General features: G+C 67.1%; 23 protein-coding genes. 10 read left to right on the top strand and 13 right to left on the bottom strand.

The window, feature by feature from the left end:
- The first annotated feature begins 68 nt into the window (after positions 1-68).
- Positions 69-1,055, top strand: coding sequence for an LLM class flavin-dependent oxidoreductase (locus BXU08_RS11865; protein ID WP_077510245.1), 987 nt, complete (start codon positions 69-71; stop codon positions 1,053-1,055).
- Positions 1,056-1,173: 118 nt separating this feature from the next.
- On the opposite strand, the gene BXU08_RS11860 is transcribed toward BXU08_RS11865, so the two are convergent.
- The 4 genes from BXU08_RS11860 to BXU08_RS11845 form a co-directional block, all read right to left on the bottom strand.
- On the bottom strand, positions 1,174-1,722 hold the full coding sequence (locus BXU08_RS11860) for a hypothetical protein (protein WP_077510244.1): 549 nt from the start codon (positions 1,720-1,722) through the stop codon (positions 1,174-1,176).
- 182 nt (positions 1,723-1,904) lie between these two features.
- Positions 1,905-3,254, bottom strand: coding sequence for a HAMP domain-containing sensor histidine kinase (locus BXU08_RS11855; RefSeq protein WP_077512332.1), 1,350 nt, complete (start codon positions 3,252-3,254; stop codon positions 1,905-1,907).
- Between the two features lie 106 nt (positions 3,255-3,360).
- Positions 3,361-4,029 carry a response regulator transcription factor gene (locus tag BXU08_RS11850; RefSeq protein ID WP_029937243.1) on the bottom strand — a complete coding sequence of 223 codons (669 nt, stop codon included), beginning with the start codon at positions 4,027-4,029 and terminating at the stop codon, positions 3,361-3,363.
- A 36-nt stretch (positions 4,030-4,065) separates the two neighbouring features.
- Complete coding sequence (locus tag BXU08_RS11845) at positions 4,066-4,410, bottom strand: hypothetical protein (RefSeq protein ID WP_077510243.1); 345 nt, start codon at positions 4,408-4,410, stop codon at positions 4,066-4,068.
- Positions 4,411-4,483: 73 nt separating this feature from the next.
- Here BXU08_RS11845 and BXU08_RS11840 point away from each other — a divergent pair, with 73 nt between their 5' ends.
- Positions 4,484-6,262, top strand: coding sequence for an ABC-F family ATP-binding cassette domain-containing protein (locus BXU08_RS11840; RefSeq protein WP_077510242.1), 1,779 nt, complete (start codon positions 4,484-4,486; stop codon positions 6,260-6,262).
- Between the two features lie 352 nt (positions 6,263-6,614).
- Here the strand turns inward: BXU08_RS11840 and BXU08_RS11835 are convergent, their stop codons facing one another.
- The 3 genes from BXU08_RS11835 to mutS form a co-directional block, all read right to left on the bottom strand.
- A complete protein-coding gene (locus BXU08_RS11835; RefSeq protein WP_077510241.1) occupies positions 6,615-7,628 on the bottom strand; it encodes a sensor histidine kinase in 1,014 nt (337 codons plus the stop codon).
- A gap of 75 nt (positions 7,629-7,703) precedes the next feature.
- Entirely contained in the window at positions 7,704-8,513 is an 810-nt protein-coding gene (locus BXU08_RS11830; protein ID WP_077510240.1) for an ATP-binding protein, read from the bottom strand.
- 125 nt (positions 8,514-8,638) lie between these two features.
- On the bottom strand, positions 8,639-11,221 hold the full coding sequence (mutS, locus tag BXU08_RS11825) for a DNA mismatch repair protein MutS (protein ID WP_077510239.1): 2,583 nt from the start codon (positions 11,219-11,221) through the stop codon (positions 8,639-8,641).
- Between the two features lie 205 nt (positions 11,222-11,426).
- Here mutS and BXU08_RS11820 point away from each other — a divergent pair, with 205 nt between their 5' ends.
- Positions 11,427-13,685 carry an NADP-dependent malic enzyme gene (locus BXU08_RS11820; RefSeq protein WP_077510238.1) on the top strand — a complete coding sequence of 753 codons (2,259 nt, stop codon included), beginning with the start codon at positions 11,427-11,429 and terminating at the stop codon, positions 13,683-13,685.
- Here the strand turns inward: BXU08_RS11820 and BXU08_RS11815 are convergent.
- From BXU08_RS11815 to BXU08_RS11805, 3 genes are all read right to left on the bottom strand, one after another.
- A complete protein-coding gene (locus BXU08_RS11815; RefSeq protein ID WP_077510237.1) occupies positions 13,682-14,044 on the bottom strand; it encodes a hypothetical protein in 363 nt (120 codons plus the stop codon). The genes BXU08_RS11820 and BXU08_RS11815 overlap by 4 nt on opposite strands.
- Positions 14,041-14,829: an SDR family oxidoreductase gene (locus BXU08_RS11810; protein WP_077510236.1), complete on the bottom strand. Its 789-nt coding sequence runs from the start codon at positions 14,827-14,829 to the stop codon at positions 14,041-14,043. Before BXU08_RS11810 ends, BXU08_RS11815 begins: the two co-directional genes overlap by 4 nt.
- A gap of 122 nt (positions 14,830-14,951) precedes the next feature.
- Positions 14,952-16,097, bottom strand: coding sequence for an acyl-CoA dehydrogenase family protein (locus BXU08_RS11805; protein WP_077510235.1), 1,146 nt, complete (start codon positions 16,095-16,097; stop codon positions 14,952-14,954).
- A gap of 145 nt (positions 16,098-16,242) precedes the next feature.
- On the opposite strand from BXU08_RS11805, the gene BXU08_RS11800 reads away from it, so the two are divergent.
- Positions 16,243-17,700 (top strand): MFS transporter, encoded by a 1,458-nt coding sequence (locus BXU08_RS11800; RefSeq protein ID WP_253190355.1) that lies wholly within the window; start codon positions 16,243-16,245, stop codon positions 17,698-17,700.
- Between the two features lie 103 nt (positions 17,701-17,803).
- On the opposite strand, the gene BXU08_RS20055 is transcribed toward BXU08_RS11800, so the two are convergent.
- Both BXU08_RS20055 and aceA read right to left on the bottom strand, forming a co-directional pair.
- A complete protein-coding gene (locus BXU08_RS20055; protein ID WP_171982504.1) occupies positions 17,804-17,959 on the bottom strand; it encodes a hypothetical protein in 156 nt (51 codons plus the stop codon).
- A gap of 11 nt (positions 17,960-17,970) precedes the next feature.
- On the bottom strand, positions 17,971-19,254 hold the full coding sequence (aceA, locus tag BXU08_RS11795; RefSeq protein ID WP_077510234.1) for an isocitrate lyase: 1,284 nt from the start codon (positions 19,252-19,254) through the stop codon (positions 17,971-17,973).
- Positions 19,255-19,447: 193 nt separating this feature from the next.
- On the opposite strand from aceA, the gene BXU08_RS11790 reads away from it, so the two are divergent.
- The 4 genes from BXU08_RS11790 (at position 19,448) to BXU08_RS11775 (ending at position 23,380) form a co-directional block, all read left to right on the top strand.
- On the top strand, positions 19,448-20,827 hold the full coding sequence (locus BXU08_RS11790) for a short-chain fatty acyl-CoA regulator family protein (protein ID WP_077510233.1): 1,380 nt from the start codon (positions 19,448-19,450) through the stop codon (positions 20,825-20,827).
- Between the two features lie 160 nt (positions 20,828-20,987).
- Positions 20,988-21,398, top strand: coding sequence for a DUF2147 domain-containing protein (locus tag BXU08_RS11785; RefSeq protein ID WP_077510232.1), 411 nt, complete (start codon positions 20,988-20,990; stop codon positions 21,396-21,398).
- 47 nt (positions 21,399-21,445) lie between these two features.
- Positions 21,446-22,747, top strand: a complete 1,302-nt coding sequence (locus BXU08_RS11780) for an OmpP1/FadL family transporter (RefSeq protein WP_077510231.1) — start codon at positions 21,446-21,448, stop codon at positions 22,745-22,747.
- Positions 22,748-22,885: 138 nt separating this feature from the next.
- The gene (locus BXU08_RS11775; RefSeq protein ID WP_171982503.1) at positions 22,886-23,380 is read left to right on the top strand and encodes a GAF domain-containing protein; all 495 of its coding nucleotides are present in this window, start codon (positions 22,886-22,888) and stop codon (positions 23,378-23,380) included.
- On the opposite strand, the gene BXU08_RS11770 is transcribed toward BXU08_RS11775, so the two are convergent.
- The gene (locus tag BXU08_RS11770; protein WP_077512328.1) at positions 23,377-23,880 is read right to left on the bottom strand and encodes a rhodanese-like domain-containing protein; all 504 of its coding nucleotides are present in this window, start codon (positions 23,878-23,880) and stop codon (positions 23,377-23,379) included. The two genes, BXU08_RS11775 and BXU08_RS11770, sit on opposite strands and share 4 nt — an antisense overlap.
- 178 nt (positions 23,881-24,058) lie before the next feature.
- Between BXU08_RS11770 and mtnP the strand changes: the two genes are divergently transcribed.
- Positions 24,059-24,925 carry an S-methyl-5'-thioadenosine phosphorylase gene (gene mtnP, locus BXU08_RS11765; protein WP_077510229.1) on the top strand — a complete coding sequence of 289 codons (867 nt, stop codon included), beginning with the start codon at positions 24,059-24,061 and terminating at the stop codon, positions 24,923-24,925.
- A gap of 71 nt (positions 24,926-24,996) precedes the next feature.
- The gene (locus BXU08_RS11760) at positions 24,997-25,500 is read left to right on the top strand and encodes an FKBP-type peptidyl-prolyl cis-trans isomerase (protein ID WP_253190354.1); all 504 of its coding nucleotides are present in this window, start codon (positions 24,997-24,999) and stop codon (positions 25,498-25,500) included.
- The last annotated feature ends 145 nt before the right edge of the window (positions 25,501-25,645 follow it).

Raw genomic sequence — 25,645 nt, 5'->3', positions numbered from 1 at the left:
ACGCCTTTGCCGGCTGAAAGCAAAGCTTCGGGTGGCGCGTGGGGCATGCGCCACCCATCTTCCCGGGCATGACTGCTTATTCGCTGCTAGACCTCGTTCCCATCGTTCAGGGCGGGAACGCCGCCCAGGCGCTCGCCAACGCCGCCGATCTCGCGCGGCACGCCGAGACGCTGGGCTTCACGCGCTATTGGGTTGCCGAGCATCACGGCATGGAAGGCATTGCCAGTGCCGCCACGGCAGTGGTGATCGGCCATGTTGGCGCCGCGACGTCGACAATCCGCGTCGGCGCAGGCGGGATCATGCTGCCCAATCACTCGCCGCTGCAGGTGGCCGAGCAATTCGGAACGCTCGACGCGCTGTTTCCCGGACGCGTCGATCTGGGGCTGGGCCGCGCCCCCGGATCGGACCAGCGCGTGTCGGCCGCGATCCGCCGGGGGATGGGCGGCGACGGAAACGAGTTCCCCCAGGATGTGGTCGAGCTGCAGAGCTATTTCGCCGATGACGGGCGCACCGGGATCCGCGCGACGCCGGGCGCGGGCGCCGACGTCGCGTTGTGGATTCTCGGATCGAGCCTGTTCGGCGCGCAATTGGCGGCGGCGCTGGGACTGCCCTATGCCTTCGCCTCGCATTTCGCGCCCGGGCTGCTCGACGAGGCGATCGACGTCTATCGCCGCAATTTCCGGCCCTCGGCGGCGCTGGCCAGGCCGCATCTGATGCTGGGCTTCAACGTCTTCGGCGCCGACAGCGACGACGAGGCGGAATATCTCGCCAGTTCGCAGCAACAGGCGTTCGTCGCGATCCGCACCGGGCGCGGCATCCAGCTGCCGCCGCCGGTGCACGGCTATCGCGAGACGCTCGGGGCGCAGGGCAATGCCATGCTCGGGCAAGTGCTGTCGGCGAGCGCGATCGGCGGGCCGGAGACGGTGCGTTCGCAGATCGCGGCGTTCGTGGCGCGGACGGGCGCGGACGAGCTGATGCTGACCAGCGCTATGTTCGATCATGACGCACGCAGGAAGAGCCTGACGATCGCCGCGGAGGCGATGCGCTCGCTTTAGGCCGGAAGCCGCTTCCTGCGAACAGCCCGAAGGCAGCGGGACCCCGGCTCAGGGCCGGGGTGACGAGGGGAAGCAGGAAGCCTCACCTATCCCCCGCCGCGCGCGCGATATTGCTCGTTCAAGCCAGCGAATCGAGGACCAGCCCGGTCGCCGTGCTCTTCTGGCTTGCGGCACCATAGCCGGTTGCGCTCGTCTCGCTGGCACGCAGCCGTTCGAGGAATGCTTCCAGCGCTTCGAGCTTGGTGGCGGCGGCATCGCTCACCGTGCTGGTGTCGTCGGTATCCTCCGATGCCTTTTCGGCGGGGCGCGCGGGCGGTGGGCCGCCGGGTCCGCCGGGTCCACCGGGACCGCCCGGGCCCTTGTCCTGGTCATCGGATCCTTCGGCGAAGAAGCTCTGCAGCTCGCTCGCCTGGTCGTCGGTGAGGGCGCCGCTCTCGACCTGCTGCTGGATCAGCCCGTCGATGCGGCTCTTCATGTCGCCGCTGGGCTTGCTGCCGCTGGCGCGTTCGGCCGCGAGGCTCGAATCGATGGCATCGAGCGCAGTGCCGAGCGCGGCCTTGTCGGTCGAAGATATCGTCCCCGTCGAGACCGCCGCCGAGATGCGCTGGTCCATTTGCGTGCGCGGCGACTGCATCGCGCCCGCGGTCATCGAATTGATCGTGCTCATACTCACTTCCTTGATGCAGACCCCCGCGGGGCAGGCTAGCAGGAAATGTATAAGCAACTGTAAATGCGTCGGTATCTAGCGCGCACCGCGGAGTCGGGTGCGCGATGCGACTATCGACGATGCCGCTATCGCCGTCGCTCGTCGCACGCAGATTTCAATTTGTTGCAGTCGGCGAAACGCAGTCAGTCGGCCGCCGGCAGCCGCAGCCGTACGAGCAGTCCGCCCAGATCCTCGCTCTCCTCGAGGCTGACCGTACCGTCATAGATTTCCGCCACGTCGCGGACGATCGCGAGGCCCAGCCCGGTGCCGGGCTTGCCGCTGTCTAGCCGGACGCCGCGATCGAAGATGCGGATGCGGTCGGCCTCGGGGATGCCGCGACCGTCGTCCTCGACCATGATCTCGACGAAGCCGGCCTGGACGCCGGCGGTGACGAAGACGCTGCCGCCGCCATATTTGGCGGCGTTCTCGACAAGGTTGCCGAGCAGGTCGTCGAGGTCCTGGCGCTCGATATGCGCGATCAGGTCCTTCTGCCCGTCCACGTCGATGCGGACATTGGGGTAGAGCCGGGCCACCGCGCGCTCGACGGCCTCGATCGACGGCCAGACCTGCGCGCGGCTATGGGCGCTGCCGCGGCGGCCGACGGCGCGGGCGCGGGCGAGGTGATGGTCGATCTGGCGGCGCATTGTCCGCGCCTCGCGGATCACGGTGGGGGCGAGGTCGTCCTGGCCCGCGGCGGCGGCGTTCATGATCACGCTGAGCGGCGTCTTGAGCGCGTGGGCGAGGTTGCCGGCATGGCGCCGCGCCTCCTCGGCCTGGCGGTCGTTATGCTCGACCAGCGCGTTGAGTTCCTCGACCATCGGCGCGATCTCGGCGGGCATGCGGTCCTCGATGCGCTTGGCCTTGCCGGCACGCAGCCGGGCGATCTCCTTGCGCACTTTCCGGAGCGGCAGCAGTCCATACCAGGTCTGCAGCCCGACCATGACAATCAGTCCGAGCCCGAGCAGCACGAAGCTGCGTACCAGGGTCCGCCGCAGGGTGGCGATCTGCGCGTCGAGGCCGTCGCGGCTCTGCGCGACCTGGAACTTCCAGCGGATCGGCGAGCCGGGCAGCGTGAGATCGCGCTCGGCGACGCGCAGCATCTGGTTGTTGGGATCATTGGGGTCGCGATCGGCGCGCGGGGTCCTGTCGACGAATTCGTCGCTGTCGTAGATGTGCAGCTCGCGATCGTCGTGGCGCTGGTTGACGCGCAGCTTGCGGTCCCACAGCGACCGCGACGGGAAGGGTTCGAAGCCCTTGCCGCTGATCTGCCAGTAGGCGCCCGAGCCGGGTTCGAGAAAGCGCTGGTCGGCAAGCTCGCGGTTGAGCACCACTTCGCCGCCCGGGCCCAGTTCGGCCGAGACGATCATCGAGGTCAGCAGATAATCGAGCTGCTCGTCGAAATTGCGCGTGATCGCAGTGGTCAGCACCCGATCGAGCGCGACCCCACCGCCGACGAGCAGCACGAAGATCCACGCGCTGGCGATCAGGATCATCCGCCGGCTCACCGAGCCGGTGGCGCGGGCATAATGCCGCGGCTGGGGCTCGGGGGCCGCGTCGTCGCTCACGGCGGACGGGACGCTGTCCCCGGGCGTGTCCATCTCAGGCGTCCGCAGGTTCCTCGAGGCTGTAGCCCAGGCCCCGGATGGTGGTGATCACATCGGCACCCAGCTTCTTGCGAATGCGCGTGACGAAAACCTCGATCGTGTTCGAATCGCGATCGAAATCCTGATCGTAGATATGCTCGATCAGCTCGGTGCGGCTGACCACCTTGCCCTTGTGGTGGAGCAGATAGCTGAGCAGCTTATATTCCTGCGCAGTGAGCTTGACCGGCTCGCCGGCCTTGGTGACCTTGCCGCTGCGCGTGTCGAGGCGGATGTCGCCGGCGATCAGCTCTGCGGACGCATTGCCCGAGGCGCGGCGGATCAGCGCGCGGAGGCGGGCGATCAGCTCCTCGGTCTGGAAAGGCTTGGCGACATAATCGTCGGCGCCGGCATCGAGCCCGGCGACCTTGTCCGACCAGCTGTCGCGCGCGGTGAGCACGAGCACCGGAGTGGTCTTGCCTTCCTTGCGCCAGCGATCGAGCACGGTCAGCCCGTCGATCTCGGGGAGGCCAAGATCGAGGATCACGGCATCATATTGTTCGGTGGAGCCGAGGAAATGCCCTTCCTCGCCATCAGTGGCGAGATCGACTGCATAGCCAGCGCCTTCGAGCGCGTTGCGAAGCTGCTGTCCGAGATTGGGTTCGTCCTCGACGATGAGAAGTCGCATGCTTTTATCCCTGTGCCCTAGCGCGTTCGTTCGCGCTCAATTGCCGGTGCGCCGAATGATGTTGCCCGTCCGCCCGTCCGCATCCACCCAGATCACCGATCCATTGCGCAGGAACTTGAGCGTGTAAATGTCCGTCGAGGGATCGTAATCGAATCCGAGATATTGCGCGCCGGGCATGCGGGGAACCACGCGGCGCTCGATCTCGCGCACGGGCAGGTTCTGCCCCTTCAGCCGGCGCTGGCTGGCGGCTTCCTGGTTGCTGTCCTGCCCTTCGTGAAGCGCGCGCGCGTCGGCGCTCCCGACAGGCGAGAGGGCTGCCAGGCACGCGCATAAAACAGGCTTAACCAGCATCTTCATTCGCATGGCATAGGGGTCGGCCATTGAATAGCCCCTGAACGCGCCGGTCAGCTCCGCGCAACTTGCGGCGCGCGCCTTGGCCCCCTAGGTGGCCGCCATGGCTGCACCTGTACTTGCATATGAGGGCCTCGGACTGGTCCAGGGCTCCGGCTGGCTGTTCCGCGAGCTTAACCTCTATATCGGCGAACGCGACCGGCTGGCGCTGATCGGGCGCAACGGGGCGGGCAAGTCGACGTTGCTGCGCCTGATCGCGGGCCGCGTAGATCCCGACGAGGGCCGGCGTACGATCGTGCCGGGCACGCATGTCGTGCTGCTCGAACAGGATCCGCAGGTCGCGGGTTTCGGAACCCTGCTCGATTTCGTGCTGGCCGGGGACGATGCCCCCGAGCGCTACGAAGCCGAAGCGATTGCAGGTCAGCTCGGCATCGATCTGGGGCGTGACGCAGCGACCGCTTCGGGCGGCGAGCGCCGCCGCGCCGCGATCGCGCGCGCGCTGGCGCAGAATCCCGACGTGCTGCTGATGGACGAGCCGACCAACCATCTCGACATTGCCGCGATCGACTGGCTGGAAAGCTGGCTCAGCCGCTATAACGGCGCGTTTATCGCAATCAGCCACGACCGTACCTTCCTGACCCGGCTGACCAAACAGACGCTGTGGCTGGATCGCGGAGCGATCCGCCGCGCCGAGATCGGGTTCGGCGGGTTCGAGGCGTGGACCGAGACCGTCTATGCCGAGGAAGAACGCAACGCCCAGCGGCTCGATGCCAAGCTCAAGATAGAGGAGCATTGGCTGCTGCGTGGAGTGACCGGCCGGCGCCGGCGCAACATGGGCCGGCTCGCCAAATTGAAGGACATGCGCGCGGAGCGTGCCGCGATGATGGGGCCGCAGGGCGCCGCCAAGCTGCAGATCGGCAGCGACGACGCGCAGACCAAGGTGGTGATCGACGTCAAGGGCGTGACCAAGCGCTTCGGCGAGCGCACGATCATCAAGGACCTGACGCTGCGAGTCACCAAGGGCGACCGGATCGGCGTGGTCGGCGCCAACGGCGCGGGCAAGACCACGCTGCTCAAGCTGTTGACTGGCGAACTGGCTCCGGACGAGGGCAGCGTGCGGCTGGCCAAGACGATCGACCGGGTGATCATCGACCAGCAGCGCAGCCTGATGGACCCGGCCAAGACGGTGCGCGACGTGCTGACCCAGGGCGGCGAGTGGATCGAAGTGCTCGGCGTCAAGAAGCACATCCACGGCTATCTCAAGGAGTTCCTGTTCGAGCCCGGCCTTGCCGATGCGAGGATCGGCACGCTTTCGGGCGGCGAACGCTCGCGGCTGTTGCTGGCGCGCGAGTTTGCCCGGCCGTCGAACCTGCTGGTGCTCGACGAGCCGACCAACGATCTCGATCTCGAAACGCTCGACCTGCTCCAGGAAGTCATCGCCGATTACGAAGGCACCGTGCTGATCGTCAGCCACGATCGCGACTTTCTCGACCGCACCGTGACGGTGACGCTGGGGCTGGACGGCAGCGGCAAGGTCGATGTCGTGGCGGGTGGCTATGCTGATTGGGCAGCGCGCCGGACCCCGCGCGCCGAGCCGAAAAAGGCGGCGGCCAAGGCGGTCGCGGCCGAGGCGCCCAAGCCCAAGGCGACCAAGCTCAGCTACAAGGACCAGCGCGACTATGATCTGCTGCCCCAGCGGATCGAGGAGATCGAGGCGCAGATCGCGCGCGACGAGGCGGCGATGGCCGACCCCGACCTCTATACGCGCGATCCGGGCAAGTTCGCGAAGCTGAGCGACGGCATCGGCAAGCTGCGCGAGGAGAAAGACGCGGCTGAAATGCGCTGGCTCGAGCTGGCCGAACAGGTCGACGCGCTGGGCTAGGTCTCGACACTAAGGGGTCGACTCGATTGGAAGCCCTGGTTGGTCGACGCTAGGGCTGTCGCGGTGGGGCGCATTGCGAACGCAAAGGTCACACCAGGGTCACACTGTCGCGCATGTTCCAGCGGCGGCGGGGCCGTGCGGAAAATCAAAGGTTGCACCAACGCGCGTTCGCGTTCCGGCCGGGATCGAGGCTGTCAAAGAGCGAGGGCCAGGTGGCCCGAGCGTCGATCCCAGCAAGCGAAATCCTACATTTCAAGCCGGTTGTCAGGCCGCATCTAGACACCCCCGCGGCGGGGAAACGGCATCCCATTGCCGATCGAATCCAACCGGGTGAAGACTCTGGCGCAGGGGGTCAGGCCGCCAGATCCACCGTCACCACGGTGCCGTCGCTTCCGCTTTCGACGAGCATCGTCCCGCGCGCCTGGCGCACGAAGCCGTCGATCAGCCGCTGGCCGAGCCCGCCCGGCCGGCCCGTTGCGCGCGTCTCTGCGCTCATGCCCATCCCGTTGTCGGCGACGATCAGCCGCCAGCCCGGCGGGTGTGCCGCGAAGCGTACCGAGATCGTGCCGCCCTCGCGCCCCTTGAACGCGTGCTTGGCGGCATTGGTGACGAGTTCGTTGACGACCAGCCCGATCGACACCGCCCGGTCGCGCGGGATCGCGGCATGGTCCGAGCCGCATTCGATCGTGATCGCGCCGCGCAGGAACAGCGCGTCCGCCAGCGCAGTACATAGCTCGTGGAGATAGCTCGCCATATCGACCGTTCCGGGGGTGGCCGCGCCGCGATAGAGGTGGCGGTGCGCGCGCGCGATACTCTCCACGCGGGCGAGTGCGCTGGTCAGCGCGTCGGCCGTCTCGCCTTCGCCGGCGCGCCGCCGCTGCATGTCGAGCAGGGCCGCGACCAGCGTGAAGTTGTTCTTCACGCGATGGTCGAACTCTTCGAGGAACAGCTCACGCTCCGCAATCTGGCGGTCGCGCTCCTGAGTCGCGCGGTGGACGGAACGGCGGAACATCTCGGCGAGCGCCACGGTGATCGCGGCGGCGATGATCACCGATCCCACCGTGACCGCCTGGGCCGACGTCTCGAAGTGGAAGCTGTTCTTGACCGGATAGAGATAATACCAGCCGAACAGGATCGAGACAGTGCTCGCGGTCGCGCCGGCAAGCCAGCGCGCGAAGAGAGTCGCGATCATCGCGGCGGGGAACAGCAGGGGAAATACCGCGGCCCCCGGCACCAGCGTATCGAGCAGGAAGCGGACCAGCGCGGCGCAGGCGGTGGCGAGCAGGCCGACGGCGACCGAGGTTGCCCAGCGCGGCACCCATGGTGCCAGCCGGTCCGGCAGATCCAGTTCGCCGAGACGCCCCATAGTTTCGGAATGAGCCGGATGCAGGGGTGACAAGTCAAGTAGTCGCAATGGCGCAGTTGATCCAAATCAACATTTTCACAGCGACTTGCCCGACCGCCCCGCCAGATCGACGACATACTGCCAGGCGACGCGTCCCGAGCGGCTGCCGCGGCGCGTTGCCCAGTTGATCGCCTCGGCAGAGTCGAATTCGAGGCCATGCGCCTCGGCATAGCCGCGGACGATGTCGACATAGGTGTCCTGATCGATCGCGTGGAAGCCGAGGCTCAGCCCGAAACGGTCGGCGAGCGCGAGGCTGTCATCGACCGAATCGCGCGGATTGATCGCGCTGGCCTGTTCGGCGATGTCGCGCGGGATCAGGTGGCGGCGGTTCGACGTGACGATCAGCCGGGTGTTCGCCGGCCGCGCCTCGGCACCGCCTTCGAGCAGCGAGCGCAGCGCGCGGGCATCGCCGGCAGCGTCGAAGCCGAGATCGTCGAGGAACAGGACGAAGGGCCGGTCGGCGGCGGCGAGCAGCGCGAACAATTCGGGCAGCGCGTCGAGATGCTGGGTGACTGCCTCGACGAGTGCGAGGTTGCCGCCTTTGGCCTGCACCGCCGCGACGGCGCTCTTGACCAGCGCCGACTTGCCGGTGCCGCGGGCGCCCCAGAGCAGCACGTCCTGTGCGGCGTTGCCGCTGGCGAGCCTTTGGAGGTTGGCGAGCAGCGCGTCGCGCTGGGGCTCCATGCCACGGAGCATCGCCAGCGGGAGCGGCGCAAAGGCACGGGCTGCGGCGAGATTGTGCCCGCGCCAGACATAGGCGGGGTGCGCGAGCGGGTCGGCTGCGGGTGCCGGGGGCTGCGCGAGGCGTTCGAGCGCGTCGGCGATACGGGCGAGGGGATCGGTCATCGGGCGGGGCTATACCTGAAAATCCTCCCTGGCGAAGCGGGGGGGCTTCTCAGTGAGCGATGTCTTTGCGGCTACGCCCCCTCCGTCGCCTTCGGCGCCACCTCCCCCGCTGCGCGAGGGAGGAATTAGTTTACGTCGGCCGCCAAGCCTTTGAGGCGGTACAGCGTTTCCAGCGCGTCGCGCGGGCTGAGCGCATCGATGTCGATCGCTTCCAGTTCGGTGCGGAGGGCATCGACCTTTTCCTCCTCGGCCTCCGCGGCGGCAGCGAACAGCGGCAGATCGTCGAGCCCCGCGGCGATGCCGCCGGTCCTGGCGCGGCCGGCTTCGAGCTTGTCGAGCACTGCCTTGGCGCGCTTGATCGTCAGCGGCGGCAGGCCGGCGAGCCGCGCCACGGCGAGGCCGTAGCTGCGGTCGGCGGGGCCATCGGCGACTTCGTGGAGCAGGACGAGCTCGCCCTTCCACTCGCGCGCGCGGACATTGTGGAGCGACAGCGCCTCGCAGCGCTCGGCGAGGCGCGTGAGTTCGTGATAATGCGTCGCGAACAGGCAGCGGCAGCGATTGTCCTCGTGGATTGCCTCGACCACTGCCCAGGCGATGGCGAGCCCGTCATAAGTCGAGGTGCCGCGCCCGACTTCGTCGAGGATGACGAAGCTGCGCGGAGTGGCCTGGGCAAGGATCGCGGCGGTCTCGACCATCTCGACCATGAAGGTCGATCGGCCGCGTGCGAGATTGTCCGAGGCGCCGACGCGGCTGAACAGCCGGTCGACCAGTCCGAGCGTCGCGGAGGTTGCGGGGACATAGCTGCCCGCCTGGGCAAGCACGGCGATCAGCGCGTTCTGGCGGAGGAACGTCGATTTGCCGCCCATGTTCGGGCCGGTTACCAGCCAGAGCCGCGACTCTTCGGAGAGCTTGCAGTCGTTGGCGACGAAGCGTCCGCCGGTGCGCGCGACCGCGTCCTCGACCACCGGGTGGCGGCCGCCGGCGATTTCGAAACAGGCATGGTCGACCAGGGCCGGACGCGCCCAGCCGCCTTCGGCGGCGCGTTCGGCCAGCGCGGCAGCAACGTCGATCCGGGCGAGCGCGTCGGCAGTCGCGGCGATGCTCTCGCGGCGTTCGAGTGCCTGGCCGGTCAGCTCTTCGAGATGCGACGCTTCGGCGGTGAGCGCGTGGGCGCCCGCCTGGGTTACCTTGAGCGCGACTTCGTGGAGGTCGGGGGCGTTGAAGCGGACGACGCCGGCGAGCGTCTGGCGATGGGTGAAGCCGCTGGTCGGCGCCATCAGCGGATCGGCGGCGCGCGCGGGCACTTCGATATGATAGCCGAGCACGCCGTTGTGACGGATCTTGAGCGTGCCGATGCCGGTGCGGCTGCGATACTCGGCTTCGAGCGCGGCGATGGCGCGGCGGCCACCGGCGCCGGCGTCGCGCAGGTCGTCGAGCGCGGCGTCATAGCCCTCGGCGACATAGCCGCCATGCGATGCGTCGATCGGCGGCTCGGGGACCAGCGCGCGGGCGAGCAGATCGATCAGCGCGCCATGTCCGCGGAGCTGGGGGATCAGCTCGCCGAGCAGGGGCGGCGGGGTGCCGATCGCGTCGAGCCGCTCGCCCAGCCGCCACGCGCCGTCGAGCCCGTCGCGCAACTGGCCGAGATCGCGCGGAGAGCCGCGGCCTGCCGCAAGTCGCCCGAGCGCGCGGCCGATATCGGGAAGCGCCCGCAACGCGCCGCGGACCATGTCGCGCAAGCCCGATTCGTCATGGAAGCGCTGAACGAGATCGAGCCGCGCCTCGACGGCGCTGCGGTCCATCAACGGCGCGGCGATGTCCTGCCCGAGCAGACGCGCGCCGGCGCCGGTGGCGGTGCGATCGACCGAATCAAGCAGGCTGCCCTTACGCGCGCCCGATTGGCTGACGCAGAGTTCGAGGCTTTCGCGAGTCGCGGCGTCGATCGCCATCGCCGCGTCAGTGCGGCTGAGCCGAGGCGGGCGCAGGAAGGGCAGCGACCCCTTGGCAGTGTGGTCGAGATAGGCGACCAGCCCCCCCGCCGCGGCGAGCGCCGCGCGCGAAAAGCTGCCGAAGCCGTCGAGCGTCGCCACGCCGAACAGCCGCTTGAGCCGCGCTTCGCCCTCGGCGCTGTCGAAATCGGCCCTGGGCCGGGTGGCGGTGGCGAGATCGGGAAACGCAGTGGCATCGCCGACGATCGTCTCGGCTGGGCTCAGGCGCGCAATCTCGGCGCCGACGCGATCGGCATCGGTCTCGATCACTTCGAAGCGCCCGGTGGAAATGTCGGCACAGGCGATGGCGACGCCGGTCGCGGCCTCGCCGATCGCGACGCACCAGTTCGCGCTGCGGCTGTCTAGCAGCGCCTCCTCGGTCAGCGTCCCTGCGGTCACCACGCGGATGATCGCGCGGTTGACCAGCGCCTTGGAGCCCATCCGCGCCTTGGCCTGCTCGGCGGTCTCGGTCTGCTCGGCGATGGCGACGCGGTGGCCCGCCTTGATCAGCCGGGCGAGATAGCCGTCCATCGCGTGCACCGGCACGCCGCACATCGGGATGCGCTCGCCCTCATGCTCGCCGCGCGCAGTGAGCGCGATGTCGAGGCAGGCGCTGGCGATTTTCGCATCGTCGAAGAACAGTTCGAAGAAGTCGCCCATGCGATAAAACAGCAGGCAATCCTCGGCCTCGGCCTTGAGGGCGAGATATTGCGCCATCATTGGAGTAGGAGCTGCGGAGGACATGCGCGTTTCGGGTTAGCCGAACCGTTCCGACGATCAACACTGCGCCGCCGATTTCCTGGGGACAAACACCCCGCCGCCGACGCAAAGTTCATGATAGCGCTATCATTTAATACGAAACCAATGCCGGACGTGTTGCGGCTCCCGGATGCCGCTCCTAAAGGATTGGTGTAGGGAGAGACGAATGTCTGAAGAATCGAACGTCCAGTTTTCGGAGCGCGAGGCGCTGCTGTACCACTCCGAGGGACGGCCGGGGAAAATCGAGATCATCGCTTCGAAGCCGATGGCGACGCAGCGCGACCTTGCGCTGGCCTATTCGCCCGGCGTCGCGGTGCCCGTCCGCGCGATCGCCGAGGATCCTTCGCTTGCCTATGACTATACTGCCAAGGGCAATCTGGTCGCGGTGATCTCGAACGGCACGGCGATCCTGGGCCTCGGCAATCTCGGCGCGCTGGCTTCCAAGCCGGTGATGGAAGGCAAGTCGGTGCTGTTCAAGCGCTTCGCCGACGTCGATTCGATCGACATCGAGCTCAAGACCGAGGACGTCGACCGCTTCATCGACGCCGTCGAGCTGATGGAGCCGACCTTCGGCGGCATCAACCTGGAGGACATCAAGTCCCCCGAATGTTTCGTGATCGAGCAGACGCTGCGCGAACGCATGAACATCCCGGTGTTCCATGACGACCAGCATGGCACCGCGATCATCGCCGCCGCGGGGCTGATCAACGCGCTCCACCTTACCGGGCGCGAGTTCAAGACCACCAAGGTGGTGATGCTCGGCGCCGGCGCTGCGGCGATCGCCTGTGCCGAACTGATCAAGGCGATGGGGCTGCCGCACGACAACCTGCTGATGCTCGACCTGACCGGCGTGATCTATCAAGGCCGGCAGGAGAGCATGAACCAGTGGAAGTCGGCGCACGCCGTCGTCACCGAGAAACGGACGCTCGCCGACGCGCTCGACGGCGCCGACGTGTTCGTGGGCCTCGCCTCGGCCAATTCGCTCTCGCCCGATCTGCTCAAGACGATGGCGCCCAATCCGATCGTGTTCGCGATGGCCAATCCCGATCCCGAGATCAGCCCGCCGATCGCCAAGGCGGCGCGCCCCGATGCGATCATCGCCACCGGGCGCTCGGACTATCCGAACCAGGTCAACAACGTGCTTGGCTTCCCCTTCATCTTCCGCGGTGCGCTCGACGTCCGCGCGACGACGATCAACGACGCGATGAAGATCGCCGCCGCCCGCGCGCTCGCCGAGCTCGCCCGCCAGCAGGTTCCGGAAGAAGTCGCCGCGGCCTATGGCACGCAGCACAGCTTCGGGCCGGACTATATCATCCCCGCGCCGTTCGATCCGCGGCTGATGGAGCTCATCCCCGCGGCGGTGGCGCAGGCAGCGATGGATTCGGGCGTGGCGACCAAGCCGATCGTCGACATGGCGGCGTACCGCCAGTCGCTCCGCGCGCGGCTCAACCCGACCACGTCGGTGCTCAGCCTCGCCTATGAAGGCGCGCGCGCCAATCCGAAGCGGGTGATCTTCGCCGAGGGCGAGGAGGAAGTCGTGCTGCGCGCGGCGATCGCGTTCAAGGAAGGCGGTTACGGGACCCCGGTGCTGGTCGGGCGCGAATCGGTGCATGAGCGGCTGCAGAAGCTCGGCGCGAACCCCGACGATTTCGAGCTGCACAACAGCGTCAATTCGCCGCTGGTGCCGCGGATGGTCGAGTTCCTTTACGGGCGGCTCCAGCGCCGCGGCTATCTGCGCCGCGACATCGAGCGGATCGTCAATCGCGACCGCAACATCTTCGGCGCGCTGCTGCTACAACTGGGCGAGGCCGATGCGATGATCACCGGCGTCACGCGGACCTATGCCGAGACGATGCGCCAGATCAAACGCGTGATTGATTACGAGGAAGGCCGCACTGCGTTCGGCATCCACGTGCTGGTCGGTCAGTCGCATACCGTGTTCATCGCTGACACCACGGTCAACGAGCGCCCGAATGCCGAGGAGCTCGCAGCGATCGCAGAGGGCACCGCGCAGGTCGCGCGCCGCATGGGCCATGAGCCGCGCGTCGCGTTCCTCAGCTATTCTAACTTCGGCAATCCCGAAGGCCGCTGGCTCGACAATGTCCGTGGCGCGATCAAGCTGCTCGACGAGCGCTCGGTCGAATTCGAATATGAAGGCGAGATGTCGCCCGACGTCGCGCTCAACCCGCGCCAGATGGCGAAATACCCGTTCGCGCGGCTTTCGGGTCCCGCGAACGTGCTGATCATGCCGGGGCTGCAGTCGGCCAACATCTCGGCCAAGCTGCTGCGCGAGCTGGGCGGCGATTCGACGATCGGCCCGATGCTGATCGGCATGGAGAAGCCGGTTCAGATCGCCCCGATGACGGCGACGGCGAGCGAGCTGGTGACGCTGGCGGTGTTGGCTGCGGGAGGGATCGCGCGCTAGGGTCGCCGCTGGCCCCGGAGCCTCTCGCCCCGACGCCGACGGCGGGCAGCATCGGCGCTCTCGGTGTCGGCATATTCAGGCGGCAGGGCATATTTGCCCACGCGGTCGTAATACTGTTCGCCGCTGCGCACGATGAGAACGCGTGCGACGTGCCAAGCGCGGGCCAGCGTATAGACGAACCATGCGATCGCTGCGATCGCCACCACGCCGCCCGCGAGGAGGCCGAGTATCGATCCGCGGGTCGCCAGGAACCACGCGAAGCCCAGCGTGAAGAGCGGCAGGTACACCGACCAAGGTCGCATGTTTTTCGCCAGGTCACGGTCGATCGCGCGCCGGATGGGCCGGTGCTTGCCGCTCATCCGTCGATGCTGCTGCCCAGCGAAGCATTGACCAGCCCGCCGTCGACCGTGATCGTCTCGCCGATCACATAGTCGCCGGCGCGGCTGGCGAGGTAGATCGCGGCGCCGGCCATGTCTTCGTCGTAACCGATGCGTTTGGCCGGGATCGATTTCGAGACGGCGTCGCCGTGATCGCGCGCGGCTTTGTTCATGTCGCTGGCGAAGGCGCCCGGGGCGATCGAAGTGACGTTGATGTGATCGCGCACCAGCCGCGCCGCCATGCGCTTGGTCAGATAAATCAGCGCCGATTTGGAGGCGTGATAGCTGTACGTTTCCCACTGGTTGAGCCGCTGGCCGTCGATCGAGGTGATGTTGATGACCTTGGCCGGACGCTCCGCCGAGCCGCCCGCCTTGAGCAAGCCGTGCAGCGCCTGCGTCAGGAAGAAGGGGGATTTGACGTTGAGGTCCATCACCTTGTCCCAGCCCTGTTCGGGGAAAGTCTCGAACGGCTCGCCCCATGCCGCGCCGGCATTGTTGACGAGGATGTCGAGGCCGGGCTCGCGGGCAGCGAGGTCGGCGGCCAGCGCGCGGCAGCCTTCGACGGTGGAGATGTCGTGCGGCAGCGCGATGCACTTGTCGCCGAGCGCCGCGGCGGTTTCCTCGCACGCCTCGGCCTTGCGCGACGAGACATAGACCTTGGCGCCTTGGGAGATGAATCCCTCGGCGATCATCCGTCCGATGCCGCGTGAGCCGCCGGTGACAAGTGCGACGCGGCCATCGAGGCGGAACAGGCTGTTGGTGTCCATATTCTTCTTCCTTCTGCTCCCCTTCCGCTTGCGGGAGGGGTCGGGGGAGGGCGCGCGATAATTGAGGCAGCGGGGAAGAGGACGGCCCTCCCCCTAGCCCCTTCCGCGAGCGGAAGGGGACTCTATTCGCCGCGCTTCAGCGTTTCGCGCGCGATGATCAGTTGCTGGATCTGGCTGGTGCCTTCGTAGATCCGGAACAGCCGGACGTCGCGGTAGAGCCGCTCGATGCCATAATCGGCGATATAGCCCGCGCCGCCGAAGATCTGCACTGCGCGATCGGCGACGCGGCCGACCATCTCGCTGGCGAAATATTTGGTCGCGGCGGCTTCCATCGTGGTGTTGTCGCCGGCGTCCTTCTTCGCTGCCGTCTCGAGCATCAGCGCACGCGCGGCCATCGCCTCTGTCTTGGAGTCGGCGATGAGCGCCTGGATGAGCTGGTGCTCGGCGATCGGCTTGCCGAACTGTTTCCGGTCGCTGGCATAGGCGACGCAATCGGCGATCAGCCGCTCAGCGACTCCGACGCACACCGCCGAGATGTGCAGCCGGCCGCGATCGAGCACCTGCATCGCGATCTTGAACCCCTGCCCCTCCTCGCCGAGCCGGTTGGCGGCGGGGACGGGGGTATCGTCGAACACCACGTCGGCAACGCGTGCGCCCTTCTGGCCCATCTTCTTCTCGGGCTCGCCAATCGACAGGCCGGGCAAGTCTCGCGGCACGAGGAACGCCGAGACGCCGCGGCCGCCGGGTTCGTCCCCGGTACGCGCCATCACCGTGAACAGCTGCGCCTTGTCGGCATTGGTGATGAAGCGCTTGGTGCCGCTCAGGCGATAGACGTCGCCGTCACGGACCGCGCGAGTCTTCACTGCGCCGCTGTCCGAGCCGACATCGGGCTCGGTCAGCGCGAAGCTGGTGATCACGTCGCCGCTGGCGATCCGCGGCAGCCACTGCGCTTTTTGCTGTGGCGTGCCGGCCATCACCAGGCCCTGGCTGCCGATCCCGACGTTGGTGCCGAACGTCGAACGGAAGGCGGGGGTGGTGCGGCCGAGCTCGATCGCGACCTTGCATTCCTCGAGCATCGTCAGGCCGAGCCCGCCATATTCCTCGGCGATCGACAGGCCGAACAGGCCGAGTGCCTTCATTTCCTCGATCACTGCATCGGGGATGGCATCGGCCGCCTCTACATCACCTTCGAGCGGGCGCAGCCTTTCGCTGACGAAGCGGCGGATCGTATCGATCAGCGTGTCGAAAATCTCCGGGTCGAGCGCCATCGGGGAACCGTTCCTGTTGTTCGAAGGCGCCAGCTATAGCCGGCTGTCTGCATCTCGCAAGCCATACCCGATCTTCCAATACGCATGATTGACGCATCGCGCATGCCGCCTATGCTGGTCCGGAACAGCGTGAGAGGGCTCGATCATGGCTGCGAACCAGACCCCCGTCCGCCGCGTGCGCCAGTCGACGATGCTCGCGTATGGGTTCGGCGCGGTTGCGTACGGGGTGAAGGACTTCTGCTTCTCCACCTTCCTGCTGCTGTTCTACAATCAGGTGCTCGGACTTCCCTCCGCACAGGTCGGCTTCGCGATCATGTGTGCGTTGCTGCTCGATGCGTTCATCGACCCGGCGATCGGATTCCTCTCGGACCGGACGCGCGGGTGGTGGGGGCGGCGGCATCCGTGGATGTATGCCTCCGCCGCGCCGATCGCATTGGGCTGGCTGCTGCTGTGGAATCCGCCGGCCTGGTCGCATCAGGCGATGCTGGTGTGGGTGTTCGCCAGCGCGGTGCTCGTTCGCACGGCGGTGTCGGCCTATGAGGTGCCGTCGCAAGCACTAAGCCCCGAGCTTTCGGCCGATTATGACGAGCGGACGCGGATCATGGCGTATCGCTATCTGTTCGGCTGGGCCGGCGGGATGGCGATGCTGATGGCGTCCTATGGTTATTTCCTCGCCGACGGGCTGCTCGACCGGCGCGGCTATGTCGGGTTCGCGACGGCGGGCGCGGTGGCGATGTTCGTCGCGATCCTCGTCTCGGCGCTCGGTACCCACCGCGAGATCAGCCGCCTGCCGAGACCCGAGATCGCGCGCCAGTCGCTTGGCCAGAATTTCCGCGAGCTGCGCGAGAGCGTGCGCAACCGCGCCTTCCTGATCCTGATGGCGGCGGGAATCTGTTATTATTCGGCGCAGGGGGTCAGCTATGCGCTGTCCAATTATCTCTATGCGCATGTCTGGGGGTTTCGCGGTGCGGACTTCCAATGGCTCGGGCTGACCCTGCTGCTCGGAGTGATCGGCGCGTTCGTGATTGCGCCGCGGGTCGCCCGGCGTACCGGCAAGCCGGTGGCGGCGATGGGGTTCATGATCGCTGCGGCGGTGCTGCTCACTGCGCCGCTTTGGCTGCGGCTCGCCGGACTGTTCCCGCCGGCCGGAAGCCCGTGGCTGATGCCGCTGCTGCTCTCCTTCTTCACGGTCAACGCGACGTGCGCAGTCTCCTCGACGATCCTCGGCGCGTCGATGATGGCAGATGTCGTCGAGCATTCGGAGGACGAGACAGGGCGACGGTCCGAGGGGGTGTTCTTCGCGGGCGCCTTCTTCGTCCAGAAATGCACCAGCGGGCTCGGCATCTTCGTCGCCGGCGTGATCCTGACGATTGCCGGTTTCCCCGAGGCGGCGAAGCCGGGAAGCGTGTCGGTCGAAACGGTGGACCGGCTGACCATCCTTTTCGCCGCGCTGTACATGTCGCTCGGCTTCGCCGCGGCATTCTTCTACCGGCGCTTCCCGTTCGGCAAGGATGAGCATCTCGCCCGGGTCGACCGGCTGGCTGGCAGCGGTGCTCCCAGGGGTGCTCCGGCGAAGGCGGGAGTGCTGGAGGGCGAAGGCTGACGGCTGCCAGGCTCCGGCCTTCGCCCGAGCGCATTGAACGCGGAAATGCCCGCCGGGTGCTTAGCCCCGGCGAGCATCCTTTCCTCCCCAGGAAAGTCTGGCCTCAGGCGACGCGGCCGAGGCGGTGATAGAGATTGGCGTATTTGGTCGATTCCGGCTCGTCCTTGATCTTGTGGAGATGGGTGCCGACGGCCTCGCGGATCAGGCGAAAATCCTCAGTCGAGAAGACGGCGCGGCTGCGCTGGGGTTCTCCGGTCATTGTTGCTCCTTTCAGGCAGCTTGCTGGTTGAACTGGGCGGCTTCGGTGCTCTCGGCGAGCGCAGTGGTCGAGCTCTCGCCGGCGGCCACGGCCTGGGCGATCGCGTCGAAATAGCCGGTGCCGACTTCGCGCTGGTGGCGGGTCGCGGTGTAGCCATCGGCCTCGGCGGCGAACTCGGCCTGCTGGAGCTCCGAATAGGCGGCCATGCCGCGATCTCTGTAGCCGCGCGCCAGCTCGAACATGCCGTAGTTGAGCTGGTGGAAGCCGGCGAGGGTGACGAACTGGAACTTGTATCCCATCGCGCCGATCTCGCGCTGGAAGCGGGCGATGTCGTCGCGGTCGAGATTCTTCTCCCAGTTGAAGCTCGGCGAGCAGTTGTACGCCAGCATCTTGTTCGGGTGTTCGCGCTGGATCGCTTCGGCGAAGCGGCGTGCGTCGTCGAGATTGGGCTTCGAGGTCTCCCACCACAGCAGGTCGGCATGGCTGGCGAAGGCGAGCCCGCGCTTGATGCAGTGATCGACGCCGGTGCCCTCCTTCAGCCGGAAGAACCCTTCGGCGGTGCGCTCGCCGGTGAGGAATTCATGGTCGCGTTCATCGACATCGGAGGTGATCAGCTTCGCGCTCTCTGCATCGGTGCGCGCGCAGATCACTGTCGGCACGCCGGAGACGTCGGCGGCGAGACGGGCGCTGTCGAGGTTGCGGATATGCGCCTGGGTAGGGATCAGCACCTTGCCGCCAAGGTGCCCGCACTTCTTTTCCGAGGCGAGCTGGTCCTCGTAATGCACGCCTGCGGCGCCGGCGGCGATATAGGCCTTCATGATCTCGAAGCAGTTGAGCGGGCCGCCGAAGCCGGCCTCGGCATCGGCGATGATCGGCGCGAACCAGTCGCGGGTCGCGCCGCCTTCCATATGCTCGATCTGGTCGGCACGCTGGAGCGTGGCGTTGATCTTGCGGGCCAGCTCGGGACCCGCATTGGCCGGGTAGAGCGACTGGTCGGGGTACATCTGCCCGGCGGTGTTGGCGTCGGCGGCGACCTGCCAGCCGGAGAGATAGATCGCCTTGAGCCCGGCGCGGACCATCTGCATCGCCTGGTTACCCGAGAGCGCGCCGAGGGCGTGGATATAGTCCTCCGACTTGAGCAGCTCCCACAGCTTGAGCGCGCCGCGGCGGGCGATGGTGTGCTCGATCGGCAGCGAGCCGCGCAGCCGCTCGACATCCTCGGGTGAATAAGGACGGACGATACCGGCGAAGCGGCCGGCAGGGGCGGGGACGAGATCGTCGAAAGCGATCGGCATGTCATTTCCTTGACAGAGTTCAGTGTCGGAGGACGATATGCTTGACGAACTTGACTCGAAGCGAGGGTTTTGAGCGGGTTTGCGGGTTGATTGGTTGCCTGACAGCAGAATAGATTTGTAGATATGTAAATATATTTACAGAATGCAATGCGACTTGGCGTACGGACATATCAAGAACAAGGCATGTAGGAAAATGGCAGATCAAAAGCTGTTCGCCGGGCACGCGATCCGCCGTCTTCGCCGCCAGCTCGGATTGAGCCAGGTAGCGATGGCCGAGGCGCTGGAAGTGAGCGCGAGCTATCTCAATCTCGTCGAGCGCAACCAGCGGCCGATCTCCGCGACGGTGATGCTCCGGCTGGCCCAGACCTATGACTTCGATCCGCGCAAGCTCGCGGCGAGCGAACCGGGCGGAGGCGCGGAGGCACTGCGGCGGCGGCTCGCCGACCCGCTGTTCGCCGATCTGGAGGTCGACCGGCACCAGCTCGAGGAGTGGCTGGCGGGCGCGCCCGGCGGCGCCGAAGCCTTTGCGCGTGCCTATGATCGGCTCGGCGGCGGCACCGTAGATGTCGCCGAGCCCGACGATGCCGGGCGGCAGGTCCGACGCGAGATCGAGCGCTGGCGCAATTATTTCGCCGATCTCGACGCCAAGGCCGAGGCGCTGGCCGACGAGCTGCGCATCGCAGCGGGCGACCTCTACGGCGCGATGGCCGAGCGGCTGCGGGTCAAGCATCAGCTCGCGGTGCGCATCCTGCCTGCGGATGTGATGCCCGATCGGATGAAGCGGCTCGATCTCCATGCGCGGCAGGTCCAGCTTTCCGAGATGCTCGATGCGCCTGCCCGAAGCTTCGCGCTCGCCGAGCGGCTGGCCGAGGAGGCGCGGGCGGAGATCGACGCGCTGGTCAAGGGCGCCGCGCTCGATCGCACTGCTGAGCGGCTCTATCGCCGCCACCTCGTCGCCTATTTCGCCGCAGCGGTGATGATGCCCTATGCCCGCTTCCTGCGCGCATGCGAGGCGAGCGGCTATGCCATCGAGCTGCTCCAGCGGCGGTTCGGCGCGAGCTTCAGCCAGGTCGCGCACCGGCTGACCACGCTCCAGCGCGTCGGCGCGCGCGGGCTGCCGTTCTTCCTGCTGCGAGTCGACCGGGCCGGGCAGATTTCGAAGCGCTATGCCGGCGGAAGCGGCTCGCCGCTGGTTGAAGGGCCGGGAATCTGTCCGCTGTGGAATATTTTCGAGGCCTTTGCCCGGCCCGATGAGACGCTGGTCCAGCTGCTTGAACTCGAGGACGGCAGCCGCTGGTTTACGGTTGCCCAGTCAGTGCGACCGCAGGGTGCGCGGAGCGGCGGGGTGCCTGCGCGCTTCGCGATCGGGCTGGGCATGGCGGCGAGCGAGGCACGCGGGCTTGCCGTAACGTCGGGTCATGACCTTGCCGGCCGCGCGATGCCTATCGGGCTGGGTTGCCGCGCCTGTACGCGGCCCGATTGCCCGCAGCGTTCGGCGCCGCCGGCGGGGCGCGCGATGCTGGTCAACGAGCGCGAAAGCGGCGTGACTCCGTTCGGCTTTGCGGGCGACTGAGCCGGTCCGGGCGCAACTTTCCGGACACATTGCGACATATTGCGGTCGGTTTTCCTTGGAACCAGCGCGCTTCCTCGCGGTTGCGTGTTCAGGCACGCGCCGTCGGGTCGCTTCATGAGCCACTGCCGGTCAATCGGCAGGGCGTGTCGAGAGGATGTGTATGTTGCTTACCCTCATAGGGCTGTCGGCTGCGATGGCCGCTCCCCAGAATGCCGATGCCGTAGTCGGCCGCTGGCGCACGGAGACGCGCGGCGGGATCGTCGAGATCCAGCGCTGCGGCGCGTCGATCTGCGGACGCGTGCTCACGTCGGATCTGCTGCGGACCAACCCCAATCTGAAGGACGCGAAGAACGCCAATGCGGCGCTGCGCAACCGCCCGCTGCGCGGCCTCCAGATCCTCGGCGGTTTCAGCGTGAGCGGCAATGGCTGGACCGGCGGCAAGATCTACAATGCCGAGGACGGCAAGACCTACAGCGCCGACGTGACGCCGTCGGGCGCCGACCAGCTCAAGCTTCGCGGCTGCGTGTTCAAGCCGTTCTGCAAGACCCAGACGTGGACGCGCATCCGCTGAGGCGGCGCCACGATTGCATTTCAGTATCTGCGTACAAGGACAGCACAATGTCGCATCTCAAGCTTTCGCTCGTCGGCGCAACCGCGCTGATGGGGTCGTTCGGTTTTGCCGCCTCGGCCAGTGCCCAGGCATTCTACCTTCAGGAGCAGTCGGCGCGCGCATCGGGCCGCGCCTTTTCGGGCGAAGTCGCCGATACCGGTGCGGCGTCGCTGTGGTGGAACCCGGCCGCCATCGCCGGCATGACCGAAGGCGAGGCGGTGCTCAATGCGACGCTGATCGTGCCGCGCGGCGAAGTCGCCGATACCGGCACGCTGATCCGCCGCCCGGGCGGAACTTTCGCGCCGGTGGGCGGCGACGCAGTCACGCGCAATCCGATCAACAAGGGCGTGCTGCCTTCGGGCGCCGTCGCAATCCCGCTGGGCGACCGCGTGGCAATCGGCCTTGCGATCACCTCGCCGTACAGCTTCACCACCGACTATCCCGAGACGAGCTGGGCGCGGTACAGCGCGCTCAAGACCGAGCTGCGCACGATCGACATCCAGCCTTCGGTGGCGGTGGCGGTGACCGACTGGCTGCGCGTCGGCGCGGCGCTCAATGTCGAATATACCGATGCCAGCCTCGCCAATGCGCTGCCCAACGTCCTCGCGACGCTCCCTGACGGCAAGCAGGAGCTGAAGGGCGATGGCTGGGACATGGGCTGGAGCGCGGGCTTCCAGATGCACAACGACGTCGTCACCGTCGGCGCCAGCTACAAGTCGGCGATCGAGCACAAGCTCAAGGGCGAGCTCGAAGTGAGCGGGCTGGTCGGGCCGCTCGCCGGATCGAACCTGTCGCTGTCGGACGTCGAGGCGCGCTTCTACACGCCGGCGCAGGTTATCGTCGGCGCGCGCTTCCGGTTGAGCGACCGCTTCACGCTCAACGGGCAGGCGGTGCATTATGGCTGGAGCAAGTTCGACGCGATCCGGCTGGGCGCGCCGCTGAACACGGCGATCCCCGAAAACTACCGCGACAGCTGGAGCCTTGCCGGCGGATTCGACTATGCCGCATCGTCGAAGCTGACCGTGCGTGCCGGCGTCCAGCGGACACAGACCCCCACGCGCGATACCGAGCGCGACGCCCGCGTCCCCGATGCCGATCGCTGGAATTACGGCGTTGGCGCGTCGTACCAGATGACCCCGGGCTTCACGCTGGATGCCGGCGCCAACTACGTCACCTTCTCCGATGCGCCGATCGACCGGGTGACTGCGGCCTATCCCGGCACTGCGGCGCAGACGCCGATCCTGACGTCGGGCGAATTGCGCGATGCCAGCGCGCTGGTGTTCTCGCTGGGCGGGCGGCTTCGCTTCTGAAGAAGGACGCGTGCCCGTCACCGCAACTTGAAACGATGTGGCGGCGGGCACGTTTTACTTCGTAGGCAGTGCGTTACGCGCGCTTAGGACTTTGCCGGTAACACTGCTGCAGGATCCGAAATTCGAGGCATTTCCAGCGTGTTGTCCTTTCTCAAGCCGAACAAGCCAGCCGATGAGAGCGCGCGCCAGGCCGCCGTCGATCGCTATGGCGTGGCGTCGAAGAAATCGCGTTCCGCAGATGGAATCGTCGCCGAGGCGGCGCAACTGTTCGACGCCAAGTTCGGCATCGCGACGATCATCGATCGCGAGCGGATGGTGGTCGCGGCGCGGTATCGCAGCGACCTCGAGGAAGTCGATCGCGCGATCTCGTTCTGCGGGCATGCGATCCTCAATCCGCACAATGTGATGGTGATCTTCAACGCGAGCATCGACCGGCGCTTCGCAGGGAATCCGCTGGTGCGCGGTAGCCCGAACATCGCCTTTTACGTCGGCGCGCCGCTGATCGCGCCATGTGGGACGGTGCTCGGCGCGCTCTGTGCGATCGACAATCTGCCGCGCGCGCAGTTGCTGCCCCAGGCGCGGTCGAAGCTGCAGGCGCTGGCCGGCCGCGTGACCACCGAGTTGCTCAACTAGGCTGGGCGGGCGGCGTCTGCTTTGGCAGTCCAGCCGACCGCCGGATCGTTGAAATCCACGATGTCGCGCAGCTCCCAGACATTGGCATAGCCATAGCCGACAAGGTTGATGAACGTCTGGATGTTGAGCGCGAGCGCGGCGTTCTTGAGCGGCACCGGGGCGCCGTGGTTCGAGAAATTGTTGTTGCAGTAGATCAGGATCGGGCGGTCGCGGTTCGGGCCGATGACTTGCGCCAGTGCCTCGGCAGTGAAGTCGGTGAGCGGCAAATTGACTGCGCCGGCGAGGTGACCTTCGGCGAACTTGTCCGCCGAGCGGGCGTCGAGGACCAGCGTGGCACGCTCCGTCGCCTTTGCCTTGAACGCCGCGAAACCTAGCAGCCGCTTTGCGCGGAGCGTGCGGACGTCGCCGGTCAGCGTGACAAAGCCGGCATAGTCGATCTGTGGATTGGGTGCGGGATCGTCGGGGACCGCGAGCATCAGGGCGAGTGCAGCGAGCAGCATCGGGCGGACTCCATCGATCGTCGGCGTAGCGATCGCCGATCGCGGCTGCACGCGCGATGAACGCGTTGGCGCGGGTGGCTGGCGGCGCTATCACCACGCGACGTCCAGCGTCGTGGAACGGACTCGGGCTGCTGCTCTATTTCGCCCGGGCGCGGAGCAATGTGGGCAAGGGAGCGATATGAGCGGCTGGACGATCGGGATCATCGGCGGTTCGGGGCTGTACGACGTCGAGGGAGTCGAGGGCGGAGAGTGGGTCGAGACGGCGAGCCCATGGGGGCAGCCCTCCGATGCGTGCTTCGTCGGGCGCGTCGGCCATGTCCGCGTGGTATTCCTGCCGCGGCATGGGCGGGGGCATCGGATCAGCCCGTCGGAGCTCAATGCGCGCGCTAATATCGATGTGCTCAAGCGGCTGGGCGTCACCGACGTGCTTGCGATCTCGTCGGTCGGCAGTCTGGTCGAGGATCGGCCGCCGGGAAGCTTCACCATCGCCGACCAGTTCATCGATCGCACAAAGGAGCGGCCGTCGAGCTTCTTCGGGACGGGCATGGTCGCGCATGTCTCGATGGCCGACCCCGTGTGTCCGCGGCTTTCGGCGCTGGCGGCCGAGGCGGCGCGGGCGGCGGACGCAGAGACGCATGTCGGCGGCACCTATCTGGCGATGGAAGGGCCGCAATTTTCGAGCCGCGCGGAGAGTCATCTCTATCGCAGCTGGGGCTGCCAGATCATCGGCATGACCGCGATGCCCGAGGCCAAGCTCGCGCGCGAGGCGGAGCTGCCCTATGCGCTGGTGGGCATGGTCACCGACTATGATTGCTGGCGCGAAGGCGAGGACGCAGTCGATGTCGCGCAGGTGATCGCCCGGCTCTCCGACAATGCCGCAAAGGCGCGGCGACTGGTGACGCACTTGCTGCGCAGCCTGCCCGAGGAGCGGCCGGCGTCGCCGATCGATACCTGCCTCGATACCGCGCTGATCACGGCGCCCTCGGCGCGCGATCCCGCGCTGCTGGCGAAGCTCGATGCAGTGGCGGGCAGGGCGCTCGGGTAAGCGCTCTGTTCAACCGGCGCCGTGTTTCGCTAAGGGCGTCTCCAGATGAATTCGGCACAGGAGTGATTGCCTTGAAGAAAGCGTATCTGATCGGGCTGGGCGTGGCCGCGCTGGCCGCGGCGACCGCCGCGGCGGCTCTCCAGACCGGCGGGCAGGCCACGGCGCCGGACATTTCGCAGGACGCCGCCTGGCACAACAAGCAGATGCTGGCGCTCGCGCAGTTGAAGACGAGCGACGGCTGGCAGTCGCTGCCGGGCAATCTGCGCTGGCGTCGGATCAAGGGCGACGGGCGCGGCAAGCACCCGACCGTGCAGGACGTGGTCAAGATCCATTATGCCGGCACGCTGGTCGACGGGACCGAGTTTGACAGCTCCTATTCGCGCGGCGAACCGGCGACTTTCCCGCTCGGCGCGCTGATCCCGGCCTGGCAGGTGGCGGTGCCGATGATGGGCGTGGGCGACACGATCGAAATCGCGACTCCGTCCGACCTTGCCTATGGCCCGGAGAGCAAGGGGCCGATCCCGGGCGGCGCGACCCTGTTGTTCAAGATCGAGTTGCTGGGGATCGGGGAGTAAACTCCCCTTTCGCGTGCGGGAGGGGTTAGGGAAGGGGATTGCCGCTCGCGGCGAACGCTTCATTCTCCCCCTCCCCCGACCCCTCCCGCAAGCGGAAGGGGAGCGCATATGGAAAGCGGGCAAGAAAAAGGGCCGCGGTGGAGAT

The organism is Sphingomonas sp. LM7 (genome assembly GCF_002002925.1).
Taxonomy (GTDB): domain Bacteria; phylum Pseudomonadota; class Alphaproteobacteria; order Sphingomonadales; family Sphingomonadaceae; genus Sphingomonas.
Note: the sequence above shows the minus strand (reverse complement) of the source record. Positions and strands in the feature narration are given on the sequence as shown.

Bases quoted from the DNA above. Each gene is read 5' to 3' on its own strand.
- BXU08_RS11820 (WP_077510238.1), top strand. From the start codon at position 11,427: ATGTCTGAAGAATCGAACGTCCAGTTTTCGGAGCGCGAGGCGCTGCTG.
- BXU08_RS11835 (WP_077510241.1), bottom strand. From the start codon at position 7,628: ATGGGGCGTCTCGGCGAACTGGATCTGCCGGACCGGCTGGCACCATGG.
- BXU08_RS11815 (WP_077510237.1), bottom strand. From the start codon at position 14,044: ATGAGCGGCAAGCACCGGCCCATCCGGCGCGCGATCGACCGTGACCTG.
- BXU08_RS11860 (WP_077510244.1), bottom strand. From the start codon at position 1,722: ATGAGCACGATCAATTCGATGACCGCGGGCGCGATGCAGTCGCCGCGC.
- BXU08_RS11800 (WP_253190355.1), top strand. From the start codon at position 16,243: ATGGCTGCGAACCAGACCCCCGTCCGCCGCGTGCGCCAGTCGACGATG.
- BXU08_RS11770 (WP_077512328.1), bottom strand. From the start codon at position 23,880: ATGCTGCTCGCTGCACTCGCCCTGATGCTCGCGGTCCCCGACGATCCC.
- BXU08_RS11845 (WP_077510243.1), bottom strand. From the start codon at position 4,410: ATGGCCGACCCCTATGCCATGCGAATGAAGATGCTGGTTAAGCCTGTT.
- BXU08_RS11850 (WP_029937243.1), bottom strand. From the start codon at position 4,029: ATGCGACTTCTCATCGTCGAGGACGAACCCAATCTCGGACAGCAGCTT.
- BXU08_RS11790 (WP_077510233.1), top strand. From the start codon at position 19,448: ATGGCAGATCAAAAGCTGTTCGCCGGGCACGCGATCCGCCGTCTTCGC.
- BXU08_RS11830 (WP_077510240.1), bottom strand. From the start codon at position 8,513: ATGACCGATCCCCTCGCCCGTATCGCCGACGCGCTCGAACGCCTCGCG.
- BXU08_RS11840 (WP_077510242.1), top strand. From the start codon at position 4,484: ATGGCTGCACCTGTACTTGCATATGAGGGCCTCGGACTGGTCCAGGGC.
- BXU08_RS11855 (WP_077512332.1), bottom strand. From the start codon at position 3,254: ATGATCCTGATCGCCAGCGCGTGGATCTTCGTGCTGCTCGTCGGCGGT.
- BXU08_RS11810 (WP_077510236.1), bottom strand. From the start codon at position 14,829: ATGGACACCAACAGCCTGTTCCGCCTCGATGGCCGCGTCGCACTTGTC.
- BXU08_RS11865 (WP_077510245.1), top strand. From the start codon at position 69: ATGACTGCTTATTCGCTGCTAGACCTCGTTCCCATCGTTCAGGGCGGG.
- mutS (WP_077510239.1), bottom strand. From the start codon at position 11,221: ATGATGGCGCAATATCTCGCCCTCAAGGCCGAGGCCGAGGATTGCCTG.
- mtnP (WP_077510229.1), top strand. From the start codon at position 24,059: ATGAGCGGCTGGACGATCGGGATCATCGGCGGTTCGGGGCTGTACGAC.
- BXU08_RS11780 (WP_077510231.1), top strand. From the start codon at position 21,446: ATGTCGCATCTCAAGCTTTCGCTCGTCGGCGCAACCGCGCTGATGGGG.
- aceA (WP_077510234.1), bottom strand. From the start codon at position 19,254: ATGCCGATCGCTTTCGACGATCTCGTCCCCGCCCCTGCCGGCCGCTTC.
- BXU08_RS11805 (WP_077510235.1), bottom strand. From the start codon at position 16,097: ATGGCGCTCGACCCGGAGATTTTCGACACGCTGATCGATACGATCCGC.
- BXU08_RS20055 (WP_171982504.1), bottom strand. From the start codon at position 17,959: ATGACCGGAGAACCCCAGCGCAGCCGCGCCGTCTTCTCGACTGAGGAT.
- BXU08_RS11785 (WP_077510232.1), top strand. From the start codon at position 20,988: ATGTTGCTTACCCTCATAGGGCTGTCGGCTGCGATGGCCGCTCCCCAG.